Here is a 23,416-nt window from a genome sequence, read left to right on the forward strand (position 1 = left end):
GCCTGCAAACAATGGGATGCCAATGACGCCTGTCCTGATCCTGACACGTCCCGCCCCACAGGCCGAGGCTTTCGCGACCCAGATTGCCGCCCGTTGGGCCGGTCCCGTGCAGGTCATCCTCTCGCCTTTGTTGCGCATAGCCCCGGTGCCGGTCATCGCTGATCTGTCACAGGTGACAGGCGTTATTTTCACCTCTGCCCATGGCGTCGCGGCGGCCCAGTACACCAATCTTGCCCGTGGTCTGCCGGCCTGGTGTGTTGGCGACAAGACAGCGCAATTGGCAGCTGACGCTGGCTTTGACGCGATCGCAGGTCCGGGCGATGCCATACGTCTGGTGGAAAAAATCATGTCCCGCCGCCCGCAGGGACCGATGGCCCATCTGCGGGGAAATCACACGCGTGGCGGCGTGGCAGAAAAACTGATCAGTGCGGGCATCGCCTGCATCGACGTTGTCGCCTACGACCAGCTTGCCCAATCGCTGAGCGATGATGCGCTGGATGCGCTGCATGGTGCAGCACCGGTGATCCTGCCCTTGTTTTCCCCGCGGACAGCGACCATTCTGGCGGAACAAGGTCCGTTTACGGCTGCCGTGCAATTGATCGTGATCAGCACGGCGGTACAAACTGCGGCGGCCGCCATGCGTGTCAAAAGCGTCTCTGTCGCTGCGACACCGGATGCGGAGGCGATGATTGTCGCGACCCTCAAGCGGCTGGGCGCGGCGGCTGAACGGATGGCATGAGCCGGCCTGTGCTTGAGGACGGGTGGAAGGCAGGGTAACTTGCCTTACATCCTTGCGTGACAGGTGATTAAGGAAAAGGGGCGAACATTGGCGAAACAACCTCCCAAAAGGCCCCGCGCCGCTGCCAAGACCACAAAGAAAGGCTCAGAAATGCCGTCAACTGACGAATCGTCTGGTGTTTTGACGCCTGTTGCCGATGTGGTGCCGCCAGAGTTTCATGCGAAGCCAGCCGCAGCGGTCGAACCAATCCAACCTACGCCCCGGGTTGAGGCTGTCGAATCCGTGCCAAAACCCGAAACCTCCCAACCCGCTGAACAGCCCAAACCTGCGCCGCAGTCGCGCAACAGCTTCGTGCCTTTGCTTTTGGGCGGCGTCGTGGCCGGGGCTATCGGATTCGCCGTGGCGACCCTGACAAACCCGGCGGGACAAGGCGATCTTGACGCTCTGCTAGCCGCCCAGGACGCCAGAATAGAGACGCTGCAGCAGGACATTGCTGCCATTGAAACCGTGGATCTTGCGCCTGTGACGGCCGCGCAAGATGAACTCGCTGCGCAACTCACCAGCTTGCAGGACGATGTGACAGCGCTGCGCATTGATCTGGAAGATCGGATCGCCGCAATCGAAGCCGCGCCGCGCGGCGGTGCCGATGGGCAGATGCCCGATACCGCTGTCTTTGAAGCAGAGATCGACGCCTTGCGGGCACAGCTGACCGAAATGACCGATATCGCCCAGACGGAACTTGATGCCGCCCGTGCAGAAGCCGCCGCAATCGAAGAAAACGCCGCCGCCGCAGCGCGCAATGCCGCCGCCCGCTCGGCCTTGGCCCGGTTACAGACCAGCGTCGAAACCGGCGCGCCTTTGGGGGCCGCGCTGAACGACCTAGAAGATGTGCTGGCTAACCCCGCGCCCGACGCTTTGCTGGCTGCACAGGACGGCGTGCCGACCTTGTCCGCATTGCAGGAAAGCTTCCCCGACTATGCCCGTGCCGCCCTGACGACCGCACGTGCCGAAGGTGTGGCGGGCGAGGAGACCTCTGGCATTGGGGCGTTTTTGCGCAATCAGTTCGATGTCCGTTCCGTCAACGCGCGCGACGGAGACACGGCTGATGCAATTCTGTCGCGCGCGCAGACGGCTCTGCGCAACGGGCAACTGGCTGAAACCCTGACTGAAATCAATGCCTTGCCTGATGTCGCCCGTGCGGAAATGTCCGATTGGCTGGCCTTGGCCGAACGGCGGGCCGATGCCATCGCCGCGATTGACACCCTTGCCGCATCTTTGCGTGATAATTGAAAGCGATAGAAATGCTCTGGTCCTTGATAAAAATCACTGCTTTCATTCTGGTCGTCACCGGCCTGACCTATGGCGCAACGCTGCTTTACGATGTGGACGGCGGCGCAACGATCACCGTTGCGGGCATCGAATTCACCCTGACGACGCTGGAAATGGTGTTCATGTTCGCCGCCCTGATCGTCGCGGTCTGGCTTGGCCTGAAATTACTGGCGTTGGTGGTCGCCACCTATCATTTCCTGAACGGGGATGAGACGGCGATATCGCGCTATTTCGACCGCAACCGCGAACGCAAAGGCTATGAAGCTTTGTCCGAAGGCATGATGGCGCTGGCATCGGGCGAAGGGCATCTGGCCCTGACCAAGGCGGCGCGGGCAGAGAATTATCTGCGCCAGCCGCAATTGACCAATCTGCTGACCGCACAGGCCGCTGAAATGACCGGCGACCGCCGCAAGGCGGAAGCGACCTATAAGAAGCTGCTGGCTGATGATCGCACCCGCTTTGTCGGGGTACGCGGCATCATGAAGCAGAAACTGGCGGATGGTGACACGGATACCGCGCTGAAGCTGGCGCAAAAAGCCTTTGCGTTGAAACCCAAGCACGTCGAAACGCAGGATGTGCTGTTGCAATTGCAGGCCGAAAAGGCCGATTGGAAAGGCGCCCGCGAAACTTTGGGCGCCAAGCTGAAATCCGGCAGCCTGCCGCGCGATGTCTATAAGCGGCGTGATGCGGTCCTGGCCTTGTCCGAAGCGCGCGATATCCTTGACGAAGGCACCACGATCGAGGCACGCGAAGCGGCGATCGAGGCTAACAAGCTATCGCCCGATCTGATCCCCGCCGCCGTCATGGCCGCGCGTGGCTATATCGCGCAAGGCAATGCCCGCTATGCGACGCGCGTCCTGACCAAGACGTGGAGCGCCCATCCGCATCCTGATCTGGCCGCGGTCTTCGCTGAAATTGCGCCGGATGAGACGCCAGAGGCGCGTCTGAAACGCTTCAAGACCCTGACCAAAGCCACACCTGACGATCCTGAAACCAAGATGCTGATGGCCGAATTACATATCGCGGCAGAGGATTTTCCCGCCGCACGCCGCGACATTGCGGATCTGGTTGAAAGCGATCCGACCGCGCGCAGCCTGACCTTGATGGCCGCGATTGAACGGGGTGCCGGGGCAGATGATTTCACCGTGCGCGGCTGGCTGACCCGTGCTTTGGGCGCGCCACGTGGCCCGCAATGGATTTGTGACAATTGCCAGCATATCCACGCCAATTGGGGGCCCACCTGCCAGAATTGCGCATCTTTCGACACGCTGTCCTGGAAAAGACCGCCTGCCGGCGAAACCTCCATGCCTGCGGGTGCTGAAATGCTGCCGCTGATTGTCGGGCCAGCCCCTGTCGCAGCTGAAGACACCATGATTGCTGATGCCGAAACGGTCACGCCAAGCGACGAAAAATAGCACTTTCCGGGACGGAATGACGGTGCTATCACCCGCCCCGGTACGCCGCTGTAGCTCAGCTGGTAGAGCACGTCATTCGTAATGATGGGGTCGGGGGTTCGAGTCCCTTCAGCGGCACCAGATCACTTTTCGGAAAAGTAAAAAATGACAGCCCGGACTGAATGGCGCTGATGCCATTTCGCGCTGTGATGTCCAACTGCTGGATAAAGCGTGGGCACAGTCGCCTTGCCCATAATCGGGGCGACGCCCTCGGTCAAAAGCCACCAATCCATTGTGTCACGATAAAATCTTAGACCGTTTGCACATGAAATTGATGTCTGAAGCTTCATGCCCCCGCCACGGCATAGCGTGGCGGGGGCAAAAGACGTTTATTCCGCTGTCAGCAACGGTGGTTTGTTGCTGCCGGTGATGCGACCTTGTTGTGGGGCCTCGAACGTGAGGTCCAGTTCGCCGTTCTTCACGCCGACCTTGACCAGCCCGCCTTTGACCAGCTTGCCGAACAGCAATTCTTCGGCCAGCGGCTTTTTGATATGTTCCTGGATCACGCGGCCCAGCGGGCGCGCGCCCATTTTCGCATCATAGCCTTTGTCGGCCAGCCATTCGGACGCCGCTGCCGTCAGTTCGATATGAACATTACGGTCGATCAACTGCGCCTCAAGCTGAAGCACGAATTTTTCGACAACCCGCATGATCACCTCTTTCGGCAGGGCGCCAAAGCTGATGATCGCATCCAGACGGTTACGGAATTCCGGCGTGAAGATCCGCTCAATCGCCGCTGTATCTTCACCCGTGCGCGAGTCCCGGCCAAAGCCAAGCGCGTTCTTCGACATTTCCGAAGCACCGGCGTTGGAGGTCATGATCAGGATCACATTGCGGAAATCCGTGGTCCGGCCATTGTGATCGGTCAGTTTGCCGTGATCCATCACCTGCAACAGGATGTTATAGACATCCGGATGCGCCTTTTCCATTTCATCGAGCAACAACACGCAGTGCGGGTTCTGATCGACACCATCGGTCAGCATGCCGCCCTGATCAAACCCGACATAGCCCGGAGGCGCGCCGATCAGCCGTGAAACGGCATGCTTTTCCATATATTCGGACATATCGAACCGCAGCAGTTCAACACCCAGCGAATCCGCCAGTTGCTTTGCCACTTCGGTTTTGCCGACACCGGTTGGCCCGGCAAACAGGTAATTGCCGATCGGCTTTTCCGGTTCACGCAGACCAGCGCGCGCCAGTTTGATCGCCGAGGCCAGCGCCGTAATCGCCTGATCCTGCCCGAAAACCACGCGTTTGAGCGTTTTTTCCAGATCTTTCAGCACTTCGGCATCGTCCTTGGACACGTTCTTCGGCGGGATGCGGGCGATTTTGGCGACCACAGCCTCAATTTCCTTGGTGCCGATGGTTTTGCGGCGTTTGCTTTCGGCGACCAGATGCTGGGCGGCACCGGCCTCGTCAATCACGTCAATCGCCTTGTCAGGCAATTTGCGGTCGTTGATATAACGCGCCGACAGTTCCACTGCAGTCTTGATCGCCTCTGCAGTGTATTTGATGTTGTGGTGTTCTTCAAAATACGGCTTCAGCCCTTGCAGTATCTTGATCGAATCCGGCACGGAAGGTTCATTTACGTCGATTTTCTGGAACCGCCGCGACAGCGCGCGGTCCTTTTCGAAATGCTGACGGAATTCCTTGTAAGTCGTGGACCCCATGCAGCGCAGCTTGCCGCCCTGCAGTGCAGGTTTCAGCAGGTTCGACGCGTCCATCGCACCGCCAGATGTGGCACCGGCGCCGATGACCGTGTGGATTTCATCAATGAACAACACGGCATCCTTGTGGTTTTCCATCTCGGTCATCACGGCTTTCAGCCGTTCTTCGAAATCGCCACGATAGCGGGTGCCAGCCAGCAATGCGCCCATGTCCAGCGAATAGATCGTCGCACCGGCCAGCACCTCTGGCACCTCTTTGTTGACGATCTTATAGGCCAGACCTTCGGCAATGGCGGTCTTACCCACGCCCGGATCACCCACCAGCAGCGGGTTATTCTTGCGGCGGCGGCACAGGACTTGGATGCAGCGTTCGACCTCATGCGCGCGACCGATCAGGGGATCGACATCGCCCTTTTTCGATTTTGCGTTCAGATCGACGCAATATTTGGCCAAGGCGCTTTCTTTTTCCGGGTCAGCGCCGGTTTTCTGTTCGGTTTCTTCCGCCGCAGCACCGGTCACGGGGCGCGTTTCACCAAAGGCGGGGTCTTTCGCCACGCCATGGGCGATGAAATTCACCGCATCATAACGGGTCATATCCTGCTCTTGCAGGAAATAGGCGGCATTGCTTTCGCGTTCGGCAAAGATCGCGACCAGCACATTGGCACCGGTCACTTCGGACCGGCCGGAAGATTGCACATGGATCGCGGCGCGCTGGATCACCCGCTGGAAGGCCGCCGTTGGCACCGCTTCGGAGCCTTCGACATCGGTCACAAGGGTGGACAGGTCATCGTCGATGAAATCTTCCAGATCCTTGCGCAGATCGTCCAGATCAACCGAACAGGCGCGCATGACGCGCGCGGCATCGGGTTCATCAATCAGGGCCAGCAAAAGATGTTCCAATGTGGCCAGTTCATGCTTGCGTTCATTGGCCAGCGCCAAGGCGCCGTGAATGGACTGCTCGAGTGTCGTTGAAAATGATGGCACGTCTGTGCTCCTTCACATCGGGGGTCGGCCAGCGTTTCAAGCTGATCCCACCGTGGCCTCTATCTCTTAAAGTTTGGTTTTCTTTTCCAACCTTCAAGGACTTTTTTGGTTTTGGTCTTCACAAATGATGTGAAGATCGAAATATCGCCTGCTTCTTGTCAAAGCGCTGCAAGTTCGTGATTAAAAGTTGTCTTTGCTTGCGCGGATCTGCGCAAACACCTGTTCGTCGGGCGCCTGCTGCATGTCCATATGCGCCTTGAGGCCCGCATCATCGGCACGCAGAAAGGGGTTGGTTTGCCGTTCTTCATCAAGACCGGATGGCACTGTCGGTTTCCCCGCCGCACGTGCCGCGTCAATTGCCCTGACACGTAACTTAAGCGCTGCATTCTCCGGGTCAAGGGAGGTGGCGAAACGCGCGTTCGATTCTGTGTATTCGTGACCGGAACAGATCAATGTGTCACCCGGCAGGGCGCGCAGTTTCAGCAGGCTTTGCCACATCTGCGTGGGCGTGCCTTCAAACAACCGACCGCAACCCAAAGCCATCAGGCTGTCGCCGGTAAAGGCCAGCCCCGCATCGGGCATGTGAAAGGCGATATGGCCGATGGTATGCCCCGATACGTCGATGACATGCGTCGTTTGCCCGCAGATATGCAGCAGATCGCCTTCGGACACGGCCAGATCCAAGGGCGGCAGGCGGTGTTCATCCGCCTTGGCGCCGATCACCCTCGCCGCGCCGCGCAGGGTTGCCAGACCGCCGACATGGTCATCATGATGGTGTGTGATCAGGATATCACTCAGCCGCCAGTTCCGCCGTGCCAGTTCCGCCGCGATGGGTGACGCTTCGGGCGCGTCGATCAACGCGGTGTCGCCAGTGGCATGGTTATGCACCAGAAAGGCATAATTGTCGCGCAAACAGGGCACAGTGACCAGTTCGACAGGGGATGATGTGTTTGTCATGGCAATGCTGCCTTTCCTTGATATGGTTTGCAAAGTCTCGTCCAAGGAGGACTGAACCGCAATGCACCTTGATGTGCTGGACCTGCGAAATTTCTACTACCGCAGCACGCTGGGTCGCGCCGCGCAAAAGGTGATCCGCGACGAACTGACTTTGCTTTGGCCAGAGGCAAAGGGGCAAAACGTCGCCGGTTTCGGTTTTGCCGTGCCCTTGCTGCGCCCCTATCTGAAAGACGCGCGCCGGGTGATTGGCCTGATGCCCGGCCCGCAAGGTGTGATGCCATGGCCGCCAGAGGGGCGCAATGTCAGTGTGCTGTGCGAAGACACGCTTTGGCCTCTGGAAACCGGGCATCTGGACAAACTGGTGGTGATGCATGGGCTGGAAACCTCGGAACATCCTACCGCACTATTGGATGAAATCTGGCGCGTGCTTGGCCCCGGCGGGCGGGCGGTGTTTGTGGTGCCTAATCGTGCTGGCCTCTGGTCGCGGACCGACAGCACGCCTTTTGGCTATGGTCGGCCCTATTCGCTGTCGCAGCTTGACGCGCAATTGCGCAAACATCGCTTTGTCACTGAACGCACGCTGTCCACCTTGTTCCAGCCGCCTTTGCGCAACCGTTTCTGGCGCAAATCCGCGGGCATGTTTGAACGGATCGGTCATAAGATCCCGGTGGTGGCCGCAGGCGGTGTGTTAATGGTGGAAGTGACCAAACAATCCGCAGCACCGACCCGTCCGGGCTTGAAAGAGGCAGTGCGCCGTCCGCTGAAAGCGCTCGAAGGCATCGCCAAACCGGTGCCGCAACCCGATACGGCGCGTCAAGCCACCTAGCCAGCGCCCCGCAAAATGCCTAAGCCATCTGGATGACACAGACATTTGAAATTTTCCTGACCGGGACCCCGGGTTTTGAGGCTGCCTTGCTGGCCGAGGCGCAGGCGAACGGCTTTACTGGTGCGGGCATGACCCAAGGCGGCGTGACCCTGACGGGCGGCTGGCCTGACGTCTGGCGCGCCAATCTGGTCTTGCGGGGTGCGACCCGCGTGCTGGTGCGGATCGGCAGCTTCATGGCGTTCCATCTGGCACAATTGGACAAGCGCGCGCATAAATTCCCGTGGAGCGAGATTTTGCGCCCCGATGTCCCGCTGCGCGTCGAAGTGACGACGAACCGCAAATCCAAGATATATCACGCCGGTGCAGCGACCCAACGGATCGAAACTGCACTCAAGGCCAATGGCTATCAGATCAGCGCCGAGGCGGAACTGGTCCTGAAACTGCGCATCGACGACAACCGCGTGACGATCAGTATCGATACATCTGGCGAAAGCCTGCACAAACGCGGCCATAAACAAGGCGTCGGCAAAGCGCCGATGCGCGAAACGCTGGCCTCCCTGTTTCTGCGCGACTGCGGCTATCAGGGCACGGAACCCGTGCTGGACCCGATGTGCGGATCGGGTACTTTTGTGATCGAGGCCGCCGAGATTGCCGCAGGGCTTCACCCCGGTCGCAGCCGCAGCTTTGCCTTTGAACGGCTCGCCAGTTTCGATCCTGCGGCTTGGGACGCGATGCGTCATCATAAAGCCCAACCCACCGACCTGCATTTTTACGGCAGCGACCGTGATGCTGGCGCGATCCGCATGAGCCGCGATAATGCGGATCGCGCCGGTGTGACGGACCTGACGACGTTCGACACCTTGCCCGTCGATGCGCTGACCCGGCCTGATGGCCCGCCCGGTCTGGTGATCTGCAACCCGCCCTATGGTGACCGGATCGGCAATCCAAAACTGTTGTTCGGGCTCTATGCGTCTTTGGGCGAGACCCTGAAAGCCCAGTTCGCAGGCTGGCGCGTCGGCATCGTCACAAGTGACGCAGCCCTTGCCAATGCAACCAAGTTGCCATTCAAACCCAAAGGCGCGCCGGTGCCACATGGCGGGCTGAAAGTCTGGCTGTTCCAGACCGGCAAGTTGTAACATTTGGTCCCATAGGAGCATGCCGATGCAAGTCACAATCCGCCCGCTGCGCGCCACAGACAAGGCCGAATGGTCGGAACTCTGGCGCGCCTATCTCGCCTTCTACGAAACGGACCTGTCGGATCAGATCTACGACACCACCTTCGCCCGGTTGACTGACCCCGCACACAAAGCCCAATTCGCCTTTGTCGCAGAGCAGGATGGAAAGCTGACTGGCCTCGTCCATGCGATCCTGCATCCACATAACTGGCGGATCGAGGATGTCTGCTATCTGCAAGACCTGTTTGTCGCACCCGTTGCCCGTGGCACCGGAACCGGACGCGCCTTGATAGAGGCAGTATATGCCGCCGCCGATGCCAATGGCACCCCAAGCGTCTATTGGATGACGCAGGATTTCAACGCCACGGCGCGGCAGCTATATGACCGGATCGCCAAGGTGACACCGTTCATCAAGTACCAGCGCTAGAGCATGCCACCTCTACGGCGTTTCAATAAACCATGAAACGACTTAGTGCTTTGATATAAAACAAAATAATGCCGAGTTGCCAATTGGCAATCGCGGCCCGCTTGTCACGGCGCGCGATAGGTCGGCAGAATATCCCCGTTCGCCGGTGTCGCCTCATAGACCGCACGCGCAATTGCGCGGCTCAGGCAGACAGCGGCAGCGGCGTTGATGTCGCGCAGGATTTGCGGAGTGGGCGCATGGCCTGTCCCCGTCGCAACGCCAAACACCAGATCGCCATCCAGCGGTGTATGTGACGGCACAATCGCGCGGGCCATGCCGTCATGCGCAGTGACGGCCAGACGGTGGCATTGCACCTTGGTCAGCGCTGCATCTGTCGCAACAATCGCGATGGTTGTGTTGGCCCCATCTGTCGCCTGCATCTGCATCGCCTGTTCCTTACGGCTAGGCTCCGGGCTGACCAGCCTGCCGCGTGGGTCAGGCCCTGCGCCGCCGAATTCGCCGTCGATCTCGAACGGGGCGGCCCAGAAATGCCGGTCGCCCGGTGTCGTGACGCTGCCCAAAGCATTGACCACAACCAGCGCGCCTACGGTGGTGCCATCCGGCAGCACCAAGGAGGCCGACCCAAGCCCGCCCTTTTGCATCGCCGCAAGCGCACCGGTGCCTGCACCTGCCGTGCCGAGCACGAAATCAGAGGTCGCTGCCTCTAGCGCCGCACGGCCCAAGGCGCGATAAGGATTATCGTCCCAATCCTTGGCCCCACCATTGATCAGATCAAAGATGATCGCCCCCGGCACGATCGGTATCCGCATCGGCCCTACGGCAAAACCGCGCCCCTGCGCGCGCAACCCGTCCATCACGCCGGAACAGGCATCCAGCCCGAACGCCGACCCGCCAGACAAAGCCAAAGCATCGACTTGCTGCACGGTCTTGTCGGGCGCGAGCAGATCCGTCTCTTTCGTCCCAGGTGCGCCGCCCATGACATGGACGCTGGCGGTAAAGGGGGCGTCGGCGACCAACACCGTGGTTCCGGTCTTGATGTGGTCGTCCTGCGCATTGCCAACGCGCAGCCCCGCGATATCGGTGATCAGATTGCGGGGACCCGGCTTAAATGCAGCGGCCACCGTCCACCTCCATCGCGACACCGGTGATCATGCTGGCCTCATCTGAACACAGAAAACAGGCGGCATTGCCCATATCCTCTGGCGTGGAAAACCGGCCCAAGGGGATCGAGCCGAGAAACTTCGCCCGCACTTCCGGCGTATCCTCGCCCATGAAGGACTTGAGCAAAGGCGTCTCCCCCGCCACCGGATTGATTGCATTGACCCTGATGCCATGCGGCGCCAGTTCCACCGCCATGGTCTTGGTTGCCGTGATCATCCAGCCTTTCGAGGCGTTGTACCAATTCAGCCGCGGCCTTGGTGATACCCCAGCGGTCGAGGCGACGTTCAGCACCACCCCGGCCTGACGCGCCTTGAAATGCGGCACAAAGGCGCGGGCGGTCAGATAGACCGATTTCATATTCACCCGGAACACGCGGTCGAAATCATCTTCGCTGACATCTTCCAGCCCGCAGGGCAGGTGGGTGATGCCTGCGTTATTGACGAGAATGTCCAGTGGCCCGGCGGACAGGATCATTTCTGCCATATCCGTGACCGATGCCCCGTCGCCGACATCGCAAATGACACCAACCCCGCCGATCTCTGCCGCGATCAGTTGCGCGGCTTCTCCATTGATATCAGCGCAGAACACCCGCGCACCTTCGGCTGCGAATTTGCGCGCGATCCCTGCGCCAAAGCCGGACCCGGCCCCTGTCACCAATGCTGTCTTGCCTTGCAGTCTCATCCCATCACCCATGCCATGCGGCCACGGTTTTCAGGGTTGAGAAGCTATAAAGCGCCTCAAACCCCTTTTCGCGACCGTGCCCCGATTTGCCGACACCGCCGAAGGGCAATTCGACCCCGCCGCCAGCACCGTAATTGTTGATAAACACCTGCCCCGCATGCAAGGCGCGCGCCAGCCGCATTTGCCGCGCGCCATCCCGCGTCCAGATTGCGGCGACCAGCCCATAGGCGGTGCCATTGGCGATGCGCAGCGCCTCGGCATCGTCCTCGAACGGGATCAAAACCTGCACGGGGCCAAAGATTTCATCCTGCGCCAGCACATGATCCGGTGGGACTTCTGCGAATAATGTGGGCACGACGTAATGGCCCGCAGCATCCGTGACGATCTGCCCTTGTGCCGCCACAGTCAGGTCAGCGCCTCGCGCGATGAAGCCGGTCACAATGTCCTTTTGCCGGGCCGAGATCAGCGGGCCAAGGTTCAGATCATCCAACGCCGGACCAACGCGCAGCGCGTTATAGGCTTCCACCATCCGGTCGCGCACCTGATCATAAACCCCGCGCTGCACCAGAATACGGCTCGACGCCGAACAGGTTTGCCCGGCGTTCTGTACCCCGGCATTCACCAGAAACGGCAGTGCGCGGTCCAGATCGGCATCGTCGAACACGATCTGGGGTGACTTGCCGCCCAGCTCTAGGGTCACCGGGATCACGTTTTTCGCTGTTGCGGCCTGTATTGCCTCGCCCGTCCGGACCGATCCGGTAAAGGACATATGCTGCACGCCCGGATGGCTGGCCAGCGCCGCGCCGGCCTCGGACCCCAAGCCTGTCACGACATTCAGCGCGCCCGCTGGCAAGCCCGCTTTCTGCGCAATCGCGGCAAAGGCGAGGGCGGTCAGACAGGCATCTTCCGCCGGTTTCAGCACGCAGGCATTGCCCATGGCGAGCGCCGCCCCGACCGAGCGACCGATGATCTGCATCGGGTAATTCCATGGGATGATATGGCCGGTGACACCATGCGGTTCGCGCAGCGTGTAAACCGTGTAGCCATCCAAATAGGGGATGGTTTCCCCCATGATCTTGTCGGCGGCACCGCCGTAAAATTCCATATACCGCGCCAAGGCGACGGCATCGGCGCGCGCTTGGGTGAGGGGTTTGCCAACGTCCTGTGCCTCAACCCGGGCAAGCGTTTCGGTATGATCCAGCACAGCCTGCCCGATGCGGGCGAGGATGCGGCCACGTTCAGTCGCCGTCATCCGCCCCCAGTCACCCGCGCGGGCGACCTGCGCCGCGGCTACAGCCGCATCGATATCCGCCGCCGTGCCGCGCGCGATCTGGGTCAGTGGCTGGCCGGTGGACGGGTCTGTCACCTCTATCGTGGCATCGCTGCGAATCCAGTCCCCGCCGATCAGATTGCTCGCGGGCGGGATATCAAAGGGCGTCAGCGGCATGGGCAAGCTCCGGCAATTTGGGGGCGGCGGCGATCAGGCTTTTTGTATAAGGATGCTGCGGATTGGCAAAAACAGCCTCGGTTTCACCTTGTTCCACGATTTTCCCCGCCTGCATGACCATCACCCTGTCAGTGATAGACCGCACAACCGACAGGTCATGGCTGATGAACAGATAGGCCAGCGGACGCTTGCGACAGAGGTCTGCGATCAGATCCAGCACCTGCGCGCGCACAGAGACGTCCAGCGCCGAGACCGCCTCATCAAAGATGATCAGATCAGGTTCCACGATCAGCGCGCGGGCAATCGCAAGTCGCTGGCGCTGACCGCCAGAAAATTCGTGGATATATTTGCCCGCCGCCTCTGCCGGCAGGCCGACATCGGTCAAGGCCTTGGCGATGGCCTGATCCCGCGCGGCACCCTTGGGCGGATTGTCCAGCAGGAAGAACGGTTCGGTGATCAACCGGTCCACCCGGTGGCGCGGGTTGAAACTGCCATAGGGGTCCTGAAACACCACCTGCATCTTGCGGCGCAGCGCGAGGTCGGCCTTGCCGCCTTGCAAGACAGGCGCGCCGTCCAGCGAGATGCTGCCACCTTGCACCTGCTCAAGGCCCAATATCGCCCGTGTGAGGGTCGATTTTCCACAACCGCTCTCGCCGACCAGACCAATGCGTTCGCCACGCCCGACGGTGAAGCTGACATCATCTAGGGCGCGAAACAGAGGGCGCGGGCCGAACAGGGAAACACGTTTGACCGGATAATCCCGCACCACGTTCTGCACCTGCAACAGCGGCTCATCCACCTGCGCCTCGGGCAATTGGACCGCATGGGTCGAGGCCGCGAACAGCGCCTTTGTATAGGGATGGCGCATATTGCGCAAAAGGTCCGCCGTGGCACCGGTTTCCACGATCCTGCCATGCTGCATCACGGCGATCTGGTCGGCGACATCGGCAACGACCGCCAGATCATGGGTGATCAGCAGCAGCCCCATGCCGAATTCATCCACCAGCCCTTGCAGCAGCTCCAATATCCGCGCCTGCGTAGTGACATCCAGCGCCGTTGTCGGTTCATCCGCAATCAGCAGCTTGGGCCGCATCGCAATCGCCATGGCGATCACCACGCGCTGACGCTGACCGCCGGACAGTTCATGCGGATAGCGGTGCGGGCCAACCTGCAGCCCGACACGTTCCAGCATGGCGCTTGCACGGGCGCGGGCCTCTGTCTTGGCTACTTTCTCATGAATCAGGATCGTTTCGGCCACCTGTGCGCCGATGGTTTGCACCGGGTTCAGCGTTGTCATCGGTTCCTGAAACACCATGCCCATCGCATTGCCGCGCATCCGGCAAAGGGCCGCCTCTGGCGTTTGCAGAATATCGGTGCCGTCCAGCACGATCTGGCCCTGCGCCACAGCGCCTTGTGGCAGCAGGCCCATCACCGCCAAGGCGGTCATCGATTTGCCCGACCCACTTTCCCCGGTGATCGCGGTGATCTGACCTGCGGCGATCTCCAGATCAATGCCTTGCAAGACGGGCGTGCCGCCGATCTGCACCGACAGGTCTTTGATCGATAGCAGGCTCATGTCCGCACCACCCGGATCCTTGGATCAAGCCAGTCGCGCAAGCCGTCGCCCAGCAGGTTCAGCCCCAACACGGTGAGCAGAATCGCGAAGCCGGGGATCAGGGCCACATGCGGCGCAAGGCTGACCAAGGTCTGCGCATCCGCCAGCATTCGCCCCCAACTTGCGGTGGGTGGCTGTGCGCCAAGACCGATGTAGGACAGCGCAGCCTCAGCCAGGATTCCGAGGCTGAACTGGATCGTTCCCTGCACGATCATCAGATTGGTGATATTGGGCAGGATATGTTCAGCCGAGATCCGCGTGGATGATTTGCCACAGACACGCGCCGCGCGGATGAAGTCACGCTCCCACAAAGGCAGGGCCGCGCTGCGGGTCAGGCGTGCAAAGACGGGGATGTTGAAGATCCCGATGGCGATGATCGCATTGACGGCAGAAGGGCCGAAAACCGCCGTGATCAGGATCGCGATCACCAGCGACGGGAAGGCGAATACCAGATCATTGCCGCGCATGATCAGATCATCCAGCAGTGACCCATGCCGTGCTGCTGCCCAAAGGCCCAAAGGCACACCCAGGCCCATGCCGATGCCGACCGCGACCAAGGCCACGGCGATGGATGTCCGCGCGCCCATCATGATCATCGACAGGATGTCGCGCCCGAAATGATCGGTGCCGAGCAGATGCGCGCCGCCCGGGCGTAGCAGGCGGTTGGGGATATCCAAAACTTCGATATCATAGGGCGTCCAGAGGAAGGACAGCGCGGCAAGGGCGGTGAAAAACAGCGTCAGACCCGCGCCGATGATCAGATTGCGCGACATCAGGCGCGCACCCGCAGACGGGGATCAACGGCGGCATAGGTCAGATCGACGATGAAATTCACCATGATCACGGTGAAGACCAGCAACATCACCACGCTTTCCACGACGATCAAGTCACGCGCGCTGATCGATTGAAAGATCAGCCGCCCCAGACCCGGCAGGAAAAACACCTGCTCGATGATGATGCCACCTGCCAGCAGAAAGGAGAACTGCAGTCCGATGATCGTCAGCACCGGGATCAGCGCATTGCGCAGCGCGTGCCGCCACAGTGCTTGGCGGCGGGTCAGCCCCTTGGCCCGGGCGGTGCGAATGAAATCCTCGCCCAGCATATCAAGCAAGGACGACCGCATCACCCGCGCCAGGATCGCCGCTTGCGGCAGGGCAAGGGCGACAGCAGGCAAGGTCAGCGCCTTGATCGCGGCCAATGGGTTGCCCCAGCCCGGAAACCCACCAGCGGAAAACCAGCGCAGATTGATTGCGAAGATCAGCACAAGGATCATCGCGAACCAGAAATTCGGGATCGCGACGCCCAGTTGCGTAGCCCCCATGATCGCCGTGTCACCGGCGCTGCCCCGGCGGCTGGCCGCATAGATCCCGGCGGGGAAGGCGACGATGGTGGACAGGATCAGCGCATAGATTGCCAAAGGCAGCGACACCCAGACCCGGTCGCCGATCAAATCGGCAACCGGCGTTTTATAAGTCCATGACATCCCGAAATCGCCCTGCAGCATGCCGCCGACCCAAGCCAGGTAGCGGGCGATCAGCGACTGATCCAACCCCATCTCGGCCCGCAGCGCCGCGATCGTGTCAGGCCGGGCATTGACGCCCAGCATGAAGGCGGCGGGATCACCCGGGATCACCTCGACCACCGCGAAGATCACAATCGATGCGACGATCAGGCTGATGACAAGCGAGGCGAACCGGCCAAGGGCATAACGGATCATGCCCTGCTCAATTCCCCCAGGAAACGCCGGTCAGATCGACCGCAGCGGTCGGCTGGTTCACCCAAAGCCCGGTAATCTCGGCCCGTGCCACCGTCGCCACCGCCAGCTGGAACAGATAGGCGTTGACGTAATCCTCGGAAATGATCGTCTGCGCTTGGGCCAGCAGGGCAGAGCGGCCGTCGGGATCTGTGGTCGCGTTCAGCTCATCCAGAACGGCGCGGAAATCCGGGTTGTCATATTGGAAATAATAATCCGGATTGGCGTAGATGTTGATGTCCATCGGTTCGGTATGGCTGATGATGGTCAGGCCGAAGTCCTTGTTGGTGAACACTTCTTCCAGCCATTGTGCCCATTCCAGATTGGTGATTTCGGTCTCGATCCCGACAGCGCGCAACTGGCTGGCGATAATCTCACCGCCGCGCCGGGCATAGGAGGGCGGCGGCAGTTTCAGGGTCACTGTAAACCCGTCCGCCATGCCAGCCTCTTCCAGCAGGGACCGGGACAGGTCGGGATCGAATTGCGAATTGGCCAGAAGATCGACGTAATCGGGGTTGTGCGGCGCGAAATGAGTGCCAATTGGCGTGCCATAGCCGAACATGGCCCCGTCGATGACCGCTTGGCGGTCAATCGCATGGGTCACAGCCTGCCGGACGAGGATGTTGTCGAAAGGCGCCACCTGATTGTTCATCGCCAGAATGGTTTCGCCTTCAGTGCTGCCATCCAGTACCTGAAACCTTGGATCAGCCTCGAATTGCGGGAGGTTTTCGGGGGCAGGGTAGCCTACGAACACATCCACATCCTCGGCCATCATCGCCGCAAAAGCGGCGGTCGGGTCAGAGATAAAACGGAACGTCGCCGTTTCCAGCGCGGGTGCTGCCCCCCAGTAGGTTTCGTTGCGGGTCAGGTCGATGCGGTCGCCCTGCGCCCAATTGGTAAAGGCAAAAGGCCCGGTGCCGATTGGGTTGGTGGCGATAGTCTCAATGCTTTCGGGTGCCACGATCACCGCATCACCCCAAGCGAGGTTGAACAGGAACATGCCGTTGGGCTGGGCGAGTGTGACCTGCACGGTCAGCGGGTCAACCGCGGTGACATCAGCGATATCTTCAAACAGCACCTTTTGCGCATTGGTGCTGTCCTCCGCCCGGGCGCGGTCGAGGCTGAATTTCACATCCTCGGCGTCCATCGTGGTGCCGTCGTGAAAGGTCACACCAGCGGCAAGGTTGAACGTGTAGACGAGCCCATCGTCAGAGATATCCCAGCTTTGCGCCAGTCCACGGACCACCGCGCCATCGGCGTCAAACCGGGTCAGCCCTTCAAACACATTGGCGTAAAGAACGGAATCGACTGCCTGCGCGGCACCGCTGGTGGGGTCAAGGTTCGGCGGCTCAAGCTGGATCGCGACGGTGATACTGTCTTGTGCCAACGCACCGGCGGCGCAGAGCACGATGGCAGTCGAAGCGGCAAGGCGTTTGAAATGATGCATGATAGCCCCCTGTTGTTATGCGTAGTGTTCACCCAGCCTTGGGTGTAATGCAAGCGTGGTGTGGCGGGCTGAACCCCGCCCTACGGCAACAAGATCGCACCGAGCCCCCGGGCCATGACCTGCGCGCTGTCGATCATGTCATCTACGCCGATGTACTCATCGGGTTTATGCGCCAGTTCCAGCAGCCCCGGCCCGTAAGCGATGCAATTCTTCAGCTTGCCGATCCGGTCGATATGTTTCTGGTCATAAGTCCCGGGCGAGGCCACGAATTGCGCGGGCCGCCCCAGCACTTTCTCGATTTGCGCGGCAATCACCTGCACGACCGGCGCTTCGCGGTCAGTCATGCTGGGCAGAACCATGTTGATTTCGCGCAGGTCATACTCAAAACGGTCGCGGCGGGCTTTGAGGTCTTCCAGCAGCGCTGTCACCTCGCCGCGTACCTGATCGATGCTTTCCTCGGCCAGAAAGCGGCGGTCGATCACGATGCGGCATGAATCGGGCACGCAATGGGCGGGCAGGCTGGTGTCGTCTGCGGCCTTTTCCGGCTGGCCGCCATGAATGGAATTGATATTCATCGTCGAGGAACGCGCGCCATCGGGGACCACCGGCATATCGGTATGCCGCGCGGCCATGGCGGGGTAGAGCGTGGTTTCAAAGGCATTCAGCACCGCCCCCATGTGCCGCACAGCGCAATCCCCCAGAAACGGCATCGCGCCATGCGCGATTTCACCGTGGGTTTCAATCTCGGCCCACCACCCGCCGCGATGGCCCAGACAGACGCGGTCTTTATGCAAAGGTTCGGGGATGATCACATGCTGCACGCGGGCGGCGTCGAAATAGCCCTGTTCAGCCAGATAGGCGACACCGCCATAGCCGCCTGATTCTTCATCCGCCGTGCCGGAAATCTCGATCGCACCGGCGAAGTCGGAATGGGTCGCGATAAACGCCTCTGCCGCGATGATGGAGGCCGCCAGCCCGCCTTTCATGTCGCAGGCACCCCGGCCATAGATCTTGCCATCAATCAGCGCGCCGCCGAACGGGTCTTGGGTCCAGCCATGCCCGACCTCGACCACGTCGATGTGGCTGTTGAAATGCACGCAATCGCCCGCCCGTGTGCCTTCACGGCGCGCCACAATGTTCCAGCGGGGGTATTTGTCACTGTCGCCCGGCGTGCCATGGGCGCGGATCAATTCGGTCTGAAACCCCGATTTGCGCAGCCGCCGGTCGAGGTATTCGCAGATTTCGCGATAAAGCGCGCCGGGCGGGTTCAGCGTCGGGATACGGATCAGGTCTTGCGTCAGCGCGATCAGGTCATCGCGGCGGTCAGTGATGGCAGTCATCAAGGCATGTTGATCAGTCATGCGCAGACTAAAGTCCAAGCCGGGTGATCCTGCAAGAGGAATGAAACAGTGCCATGGCGGCGCTGGAGTCGGTTTGTGCTGGATGCCTGATTGATCAGCGCTTGCAACACCCATTTGGCAAAAGGCGACCGCGCAAAGGCAGTCCATGTATTGCGGTTGGCGAAACGCTCACTTTCCTGTCACAGCGATTGCGCGGCGCGGCGCGATCAAGGACAAGGACATAACGCTCTGGATTGCATGATGCTTGACCGCCACCTTCGCCCGCTGATCGACCCGCCGCTGGACCGGATCGGGCAGAGCCTTGCCCTGCGCGGAGTAACGGCCAATGCGGTGACCCTGACCGGGCTGGGGCTGGGGCTGATCGCGGCTGTGGTGATCTGGCTCGGCGCGCCGCTTTGGGCGCTGATCCCGCTGCTGGCAAGTCGGCTGGCTGATGGGTTGGACGGTGCCGTCGCGCGGGCCACCCGGAAAACCGATTTCGGCGGTTATCTGGATATCGCTGCTGATTTTCTGTTCTACGGGATGATCCCGCTGGCCTTCGTGCTGACCGACCCCGCCAGCAACGGCGCGGCGGGGGCTTTCCTGCTCGCGTCCTTCTATTTCAACGGCACCAGTTTTCTGGGCTACGCCATTCTGGCCGAAAAACACGGGCATAAGACGACCGCCCAAGGGCAAAAGTCGCTCTATTATTCCAACGGCATCTTGGAAGGGACCGAGACGATTGTCTTTTTCATCCTGCTCTGCCTGTTTGAAACTTACTTCGCTCCATTGGCGTGGATTTTCGGAACCTTGTGTTTTGTGACCGCTGCCTTGCGGATCTACGCCGCCTCGCGCATCTATACCTTTTGAAGGAATTCGTTGATGAAACACCTCGCCATTCTCGCCGCTTTGTTGGCTCCAATGCCTGCCTTGGCCGACATCGATCCCGCGAATTGGGAAGCGGTCACGGCAGAGGCCGAGGGCCAGACCGTTTACTGGAACGCCTGGGGCGGGTCCACCACGACCAATGATTTCATCGCCTGGGTCGGGTCCCGCGTGGCCGAGGATTACGGTGTGACCCTCGAACATGTCAAACTGACCGACACCGCCGATGCCGTCACCCGCGTGCTGTCGGAAAAGCAGGCCGGGCAGGATGACGGTAGCGCGATTGACCTGATCTGGATCAACGGCGCGAATTTCGCGGCGATGAAAGAAGCGGATCTGCTGTTCGGCCCCTATGCCGAGGATCTGCCGAACTGGGCCTTGGTTGATTATGAGAATAAGTCGGTGCAAACCGATTTCACCGTGCCGGTCGACGGCTATGAAAGCCCTTGGGCGATGGCGCAGGTTGTCTTTATCCATGACACGGCGCGGATGCCCGATGCGCTGGGCTCGATGCAGGTGTTGCTGGATTGGACGCAGGATAATCCCGGACGCTTTACCTATCCGCAGCCGCCGGATTTTCTGGGGGCGACTTTCCTCAAACAGGTCTTGGTCGACATTCTGCCCGATGCATCGGTGCTGGCAGAGCCTGCGACGGATGACAACTACGACGACGTGACCGCCCCGCTTTGGGCGTATCTCGACACTTTGACGCCAAACCTGTGGCGTGAAGGTCGCGCCTATCCCGCCACGGGCCCGGCGCAATTGCAACTGATCGCGGATGGCGAGGTTGATCTGGCGATCTCTTTCAGCCCGGGCGAAGCGACGGCGGCGATTGCCAACAACCAATTGCCCGATACGGTCCGCACCTTCGTGCTGGACAAAGGCACGATCGGCAACGCGTCTTTCGTCGCGATCCCTTATAATGCCAGTGCAAAGGCAGGGGCGATGTTGGTCGCCAATTTCCTGATGTCGCCAGAGGCGCAGGCGCGCGCGCAGGACCCTGATGTGTTGGGCTACGGCACGGTGCTGGCGATGGACAAGCTGGCGGCGGATGACCGCGCCTTGTTCGATGCGCTCGATCTTGGCATTGCGACGCTGACACCTGCAGAGCTTGGCACGGTGCTGGCGGAACCGCATCCCAGCTGGATGACCCGGATCAGCGACGATTGGATGACCCGTTACGGCGTTGCCCAGTAAGATCGTGCCGCGCCGCCGCCTGTTGCCGCTTTTGCCTGCGCTGACTTTGCTGGCTTTGCTGGGGCCGGTGGCGGCTGGTTTGTGGGGCACGATCATGCCCGCCTTTGGCCATCTGCCTGCGGCGGGGCTGGTGGGGCCATCGTTCGCGCCGTTCCGGGACCTTTTCGGTTGGGCGGGGCTGCCGCGCGCGGCGATGCTGTCGCTCTCTACCGGCATTCTGGCGACTGTCATTTCGCTGGCTATCGTTATGCTGGTCACCGCAGGTTGGTCCGGCACGCGACCGTTTCGCATGCTGGAAAGGGCGTTATCGCCCTTGCTTGCCGTGCCACATGCGGCGGCGGCATTCGGGCTGGCCTTCCTGATCGCACCGTCGGGGTGGCTGGCGCGCATCGTATCGCCCGGATTGACCGGCTGGGACCGCCCGCCTGATCTCCTGATCGTGCAGGATAGCTGGGGTCTGGTGATGACCGCCGGGTTGATCGTCAAGGAAGTACCGTTTTTGTTGCTGATCACGCTGGCCGCCCTTGGGCAGGCCGATGCGCAACGCAGTGTGCGTGTGGCGCAGGCTTTGGGGTATGGGCGGCTGACCGGCTGGCTCAAGACTGTTTTCCCGCGAGTCTATGCCCAGATCAGGCCGCCGGTCTATGTCGTGTTGGCCTATGCGATGTCAGTCGTCGATGTTGCGGTCATTCTGGGGCCGAATACGCCGCCATCCTTATCCGTGCAGATCGTGAAATGGATGTCCCACCCGGATCTGTCGATGCGGCTGGAGGCGGCAGCGGGGGCCTTGTTGCAACTCGCACTGGTGATCGGTGCGCTGGCCTTGTGGCGGATCGGTGAGATCATCATCGCTGCCCTTGGTCGGCGCTGGATCGCGTCAGGCGCGCGGGGCAGGGCCGATCCCGTGGTCGCGGGAGTCGCGCTATTTGCCGGGGCCGTGTCGGCGCTCGCGGTGCTTCTGGGGCTGGTCGTGCTGGCGATCTGGTCGTTTGCGGGGTTCTGGGCCTTTCCAGACGCCCTGCCGGACGCGATGACGACGAGCAATTGGCTTCGCTTTGGACCCGGCACTTTGCATGCTTTGGGCGAGACCGCCCTGATCGCTGTCACCACAGCCGTGATCGCGCTGATCCTGACCATCGGCTGTCTGGAGGCGGAGTATCGCCACAAAATCCGTGTCAGCCAGCGGGCCATCTGGCTACTTTATCTGCCCCTGCTGATCCCGCAGACGGCCTTTCTGCCCGGATTGCAGACGCTGATGCTGAATATCGGGGCCGATGTCGGGCGGGTCCCGGTGATGCTGGCGCATCTGGTGTTTGTGCTGCCTTACGTGTTTTTGTCGCTCAGTGATCCGTTCCGTGCTTGGGATAAAAGGATCGGGGTGATCGCCGCTGCTTTGGGCTCTGGCCCCGACGGCGTGCTTTGGCGGGTGCGCCTGCCGATGTTGTTGCGCCCGATCCTGACGGCGCTGGCGGTGGGGCTGGCGGTGTCGGTCGGGCAATATCTGCCGACTTTGTTGATCGGTGGCGGGCGCGTGGCGACCCTGACGACCGAGGCTGTCGCATTGGCTTCGGGTGGAGACAGGCGGGCGATTGGCGTTTACGGGCTGATGCAGACGGGTGCTGCACTGGTGCCCTTTGCGCTGGCCCTGCTGATCCCGGCGCTGGTCTGGCGCAACAGGAAAGGATTGCGGCATGGATAGGGGATTGTCGCTGCGTGATGTGGTGGTTTTCAAGGATGAAGTCCCGCTGATCCGGGTGCATTATGACATCGCCCCCGGCGCGGTGCTGACCGTGATGGGGCCGTCCGGGGTCGGCAAATCGACCTTGCTGGCCTTTATCACTGGCACGCTCGCCCTTGATTTTCGCGCGACGGGCGCGGTCTGGCTGGATGGCCACAACATCACCCATGCAGCGCCGCACCAGCGCCGTGTCGGCATCCTGTTTCAGGATGATCTGTTGTTCCCGCATCTGTCGGTCGGGGCTAATCTGGCCTTTGGCCTGCCGCCCGGCGGGTCGCGCGCGGCACGTCACACGCGTATCAATGAGGCCTTGGCCGAGGTCGGTCTGGACGATTTCGCCGACCGCGACCCCGCCACCCTGTCCGGCGGTCAGAAAGCCCGGGTTGCCCTGATGCGGATGCTGTTGTCAGAGCCTTGCGCGCTGCTGCTGGATGAGCCGTTTTCCCGCCTTGACGCTGCCCTGCGCGCGCAGGTGCGCGAGATGGTCTTCGACCGCGCCCGTGCCCGCGCCTTGCCGGTGCTGCTGGTCACGCATGACGCAGATGATGCTGCCGCTGCAGGTGGCGATATCATCACGCTGGGTGATTGACCGCG

The 23,416-nt window shown here is 61.1% G+C and carries 20 protein-coding genes and 1 tRNA gene; 11 read left to right on the forward strand and 10 right to left on the reverse strand.

Features of this window, described 5'->3' with window-relative positions; all coding sequences use genetic code 11:
* The first annotated feature begins 22 nt into the window (after nt 1-22).
* The 4 genes from VOY09_RS04965 to VOY09_RS04980 all read left to right on the forward strand — a co-directional run bounded on the left by VOY09_RS04965 (nt 23) and on the right by VOY09_RS04980 (nt 3,603).
* Nucleotides 23-739: a uroporphyrinogen-III synthase gene (locus tag VOY09_RS04965; RefSeq protein WP_322893283.1), complete on the forward strand. Its 717-nt coding sequence runs from the start codon at nt 23-25 to the stop codon at nt 737-739.
* Between the two features lie 150 nt (nt 740-889).
* The gene (locus VOY09_RS04970) at nt 890-2,029 is read left to right on the forward strand and encodes a hypothetical protein (protein WP_322893284.1); all 1,140 of its coding nucleotides are present in this window, start codon (nt 890-892) and stop codon (nt 2,027-2,029) included.
* 11 nt (nt 2,030-2,040) lie between these two features.
* On the forward strand, nt 2,041-3,483 hold the full coding sequence (locus VOY09_RS04975) for a heme biosynthesis protein HemY (protein WP_322893285.1): 1,443 nt from the start codon (nt 2,041-2,043) through the stop codon (nt 3,481-3,483).
* A gap of 44 nt (nt 3,484-3,527) precedes the next feature.
* A tRNA-Thr gene (locus VOY09_RS04980) sits at nt 3,528-3,603 on the forward strand.
* Nucleotides 3,604-3,851: 248 nt separating this feature from the next.
* Here VOY09_RS04980 and clpA read toward each other — a convergent pair.
* On the reverse strand, nt 3,852-6,173 hold the full coding sequence (gene clpA, locus VOY09_RS04985) for an ATP-dependent Clp protease ATP-binding subunit ClpA (protein WP_322893286.1): 2,322 nt from the start codon (nt 6,171-6,173) through the stop codon (nt 3,852-3,854).
* Between the two features lie 180 nt (nt 6,174-6,353).
* Nucleotides 6,354-7,130: a hydroxyacylglutathione hydrolase gene (gene gloB, locus VOY09_RS04990; protein WP_322893287.1), complete on the reverse strand. Its 777-nt coding sequence runs from the start codon at nt 7,128-7,130 to the stop codon at nt 6,354-6,356.
* Nucleotides 7,131-7,191: 61 nt separating this feature from the next.
* Here gloB and VOY09_RS04995 point away from each other — a divergent pair, with 61 nt between their 5' ends.
* The 3 genes from VOY09_RS04995 to VOY09_RS05005 are packed head-to-tail and all read left to right on the forward strand — an operon-like array spanning nt 7,192 to nt 9,558.
* Nucleotides 7,192-7,956: a class I SAM-dependent methyltransferase gene (locus tag VOY09_RS04995; RefSeq protein WP_322893288.1), complete on the forward strand. Its 765-nt coding sequence runs from the start codon at nt 7,192-7,194 to the stop codon at nt 7,954-7,956.
* Between the two features lie 32 nt (nt 7,957-7,988).
* Nucleotides 7,989-9,092: a class I SAM-dependent RNA methyltransferase gene (locus VOY09_RS05000; RefSeq protein WP_322893289.1), complete on the forward strand. Its 1,104-nt coding sequence runs from the start codon at nt 7,989-7,991 to the stop codon at nt 9,090-9,092.
* A gap of 19 nt (nt 9,093-9,111) precedes the next feature.
* Nucleotides 9,112-9,558 carry a GNAT family N-acetyltransferase gene (locus tag VOY09_RS05005; protein ID WP_322893290.1) on the forward strand — a complete coding sequence of 149 codons (447 nt, stop codon included), beginning with the start codon at nt 9,112-9,114 and terminating at the stop codon, nt 9,556-9,558.
* Nucleotides 9,559-9,662: 104 nt separating this feature from the next.
* On the opposite strand, the gene VOY09_RS05010 is transcribed toward VOY09_RS05005, so the two are convergent.
* From VOY09_RS05010 to VOY09_RS05045, 8 genes are all read right to left on the reverse strand, one after another.
* Nucleotides 9,663-10,679 carry a P1 family peptidase gene (locus VOY09_RS05010; RefSeq protein WP_322893291.1) on the reverse strand — a complete coding sequence of 339 codons (1,017 nt, stop codon included), beginning with the start codon at nt 10,677-10,679 and terminating at the stop codon, nt 9,663-9,665.
* The gene (locus tag VOY09_RS05015; RefSeq protein WP_322893292.1) at nt 10,663-11,400 is read right to left on the reverse strand and encodes an SDR family oxidoreductase; all 738 of its coding nucleotides are present in this window, start codon (nt 11,398-11,400) and stop codon (nt 10,663-10,665) included. Before VOY09_RS05015 ends, VOY09_RS05010 begins: the two co-directional genes overlap by 17 nt.
* 4 nt (nt 11,401-11,404) lie before the next feature.
* On the reverse strand, nt 11,405-12,847 hold the full coding sequence (locus VOY09_RS05020; RefSeq protein WP_322893293.1) for an aldehyde dehydrogenase family protein: 1,443 nt from the start codon (nt 12,845-12,847) through the stop codon (nt 11,405-11,407).
* Nucleotides 12,828-14,423, reverse strand: coding sequence for a dipeptide ABC transporter ATP-binding protein (locus VOY09_RS05025; RefSeq protein WP_322893294.1), 1,596 nt, complete (start codon nt 14,421-14,423; stop codon nt 12,828-12,830). The genes VOY09_RS05020 and VOY09_RS05025 overlap by 20 nt, the downstream gene beginning before the upstream one ends.
* Nucleotides 14,420-15,235, reverse strand: a complete 816-nt coding sequence (locus VOY09_RS05030) for an ABC transporter permease (RefSeq protein WP_322893295.1) — start codon at nt 15,233-15,235, stop codon at nt 14,420-14,422. Before VOY09_RS05030 ends, VOY09_RS05025 begins: the two co-directional genes overlap by 4 nt.
* Nucleotides 15,235-16,179 carry an ABC transporter permease gene (locus tag VOY09_RS05035; RefSeq protein WP_322893296.1) on the reverse strand — a complete coding sequence of 315 codons (945 nt, stop codon included), beginning with the start codon at nt 16,177-16,179 and terminating at the stop codon, nt 15,235-15,237. Before VOY09_RS05035 ends, VOY09_RS05030 begins: the two co-directional genes overlap by 1 nt.
* Nucleotides 16,180-16,186: 7 nt before the next feature.
* Nucleotides 16,187-17,662, reverse strand: a complete 1,476-nt coding sequence (locus tag VOY09_RS05040; RefSeq protein WP_322893297.1) for an ABC transporter substrate-binding protein — start codon at nt 17,660-17,662, stop codon at nt 16,187-16,189.
* A gap of 80 nt (nt 17,663-17,742) precedes the next feature.
* Nucleotides 17,743-19,023 carry an acetylornithine deacetylase/succinyl-diaminopimelate desuccinylase family protein gene (locus tag VOY09_RS05045; RefSeq protein WP_322893298.1) on the reverse strand — a complete coding sequence of 427 codons (1,281 nt, stop codon included), beginning with the start codon at nt 19,021-19,023 and terminating at the stop codon, nt 17,743-17,745.
* Between the two features lie 240 nt (nt 19,024-19,263).
* Between VOY09_RS05045 and VOY09_RS05050 the strand changes: the two genes are divergently transcribed.
* The 4 genes from VOY09_RS05050 to VOY09_RS05065 are packed head-to-tail and all read left to right on the forward strand — an operon-like array spanning nt 19,264 to nt 23,411.
* On the forward strand, nt 19,264-19,872 hold the full coding sequence (locus VOY09_RS05050; RefSeq protein ID WP_322893299.1) for a CDP-alcohol phosphatidyltransferase family protein: 609 nt from the start codon (nt 19,264-19,266) through the stop codon (nt 19,870-19,872).
* A 12-nt stretch (nt 19,873-19,884) separates the two neighbouring features.
* The gene (locus VOY09_RS05055) at nt 19,885-21,084 is read left to right on the forward strand and encodes an ABC transporter substrate-binding protein (protein ID WP_322893300.1); all 1,200 of its coding nucleotides are present in this window, start codon (nt 19,885-19,887) and stop codon (nt 21,082-21,084) included.
* A 4-nt stretch (nt 21,085-21,088) separates the two neighbouring features.
* Complete coding sequence (locus VOY09_RS05060) at nt 21,089-22,783, forward strand: ABC transporter permease (protein WP_322893377.1); 1,695 nt, start codon at nt 21,089-21,091, stop codon at nt 22,781-22,783.
* Nucleotides 22,776-23,411 carry an ATP-binding cassette domain-containing protein gene (locus tag VOY09_RS05065; protein ID WP_322893301.1) on the forward strand — a complete coding sequence of 212 codons (636 nt, stop codon included), beginning with the start codon at nt 22,776-22,778 and terminating at the stop codon, nt 23,409-23,411. The genes VOY09_RS05060 and VOY09_RS05065 overlap by 8 nt, the downstream gene beginning before the upstream one ends.
* Nucleotides 23,412-23,416: the final 5 nt, after the last annotated feature.

Origin of the sequence: Yoonia sp. 67-2 (assembly GCF_035117555.1) — a bacterium.
In the GTDB taxonomy this organism is placed as follows: domain Bacteria; phylum Pseudomonadota; class Alphaproteobacteria; order Rhodobacterales; family Rhodobacteraceae; genus Yoonia.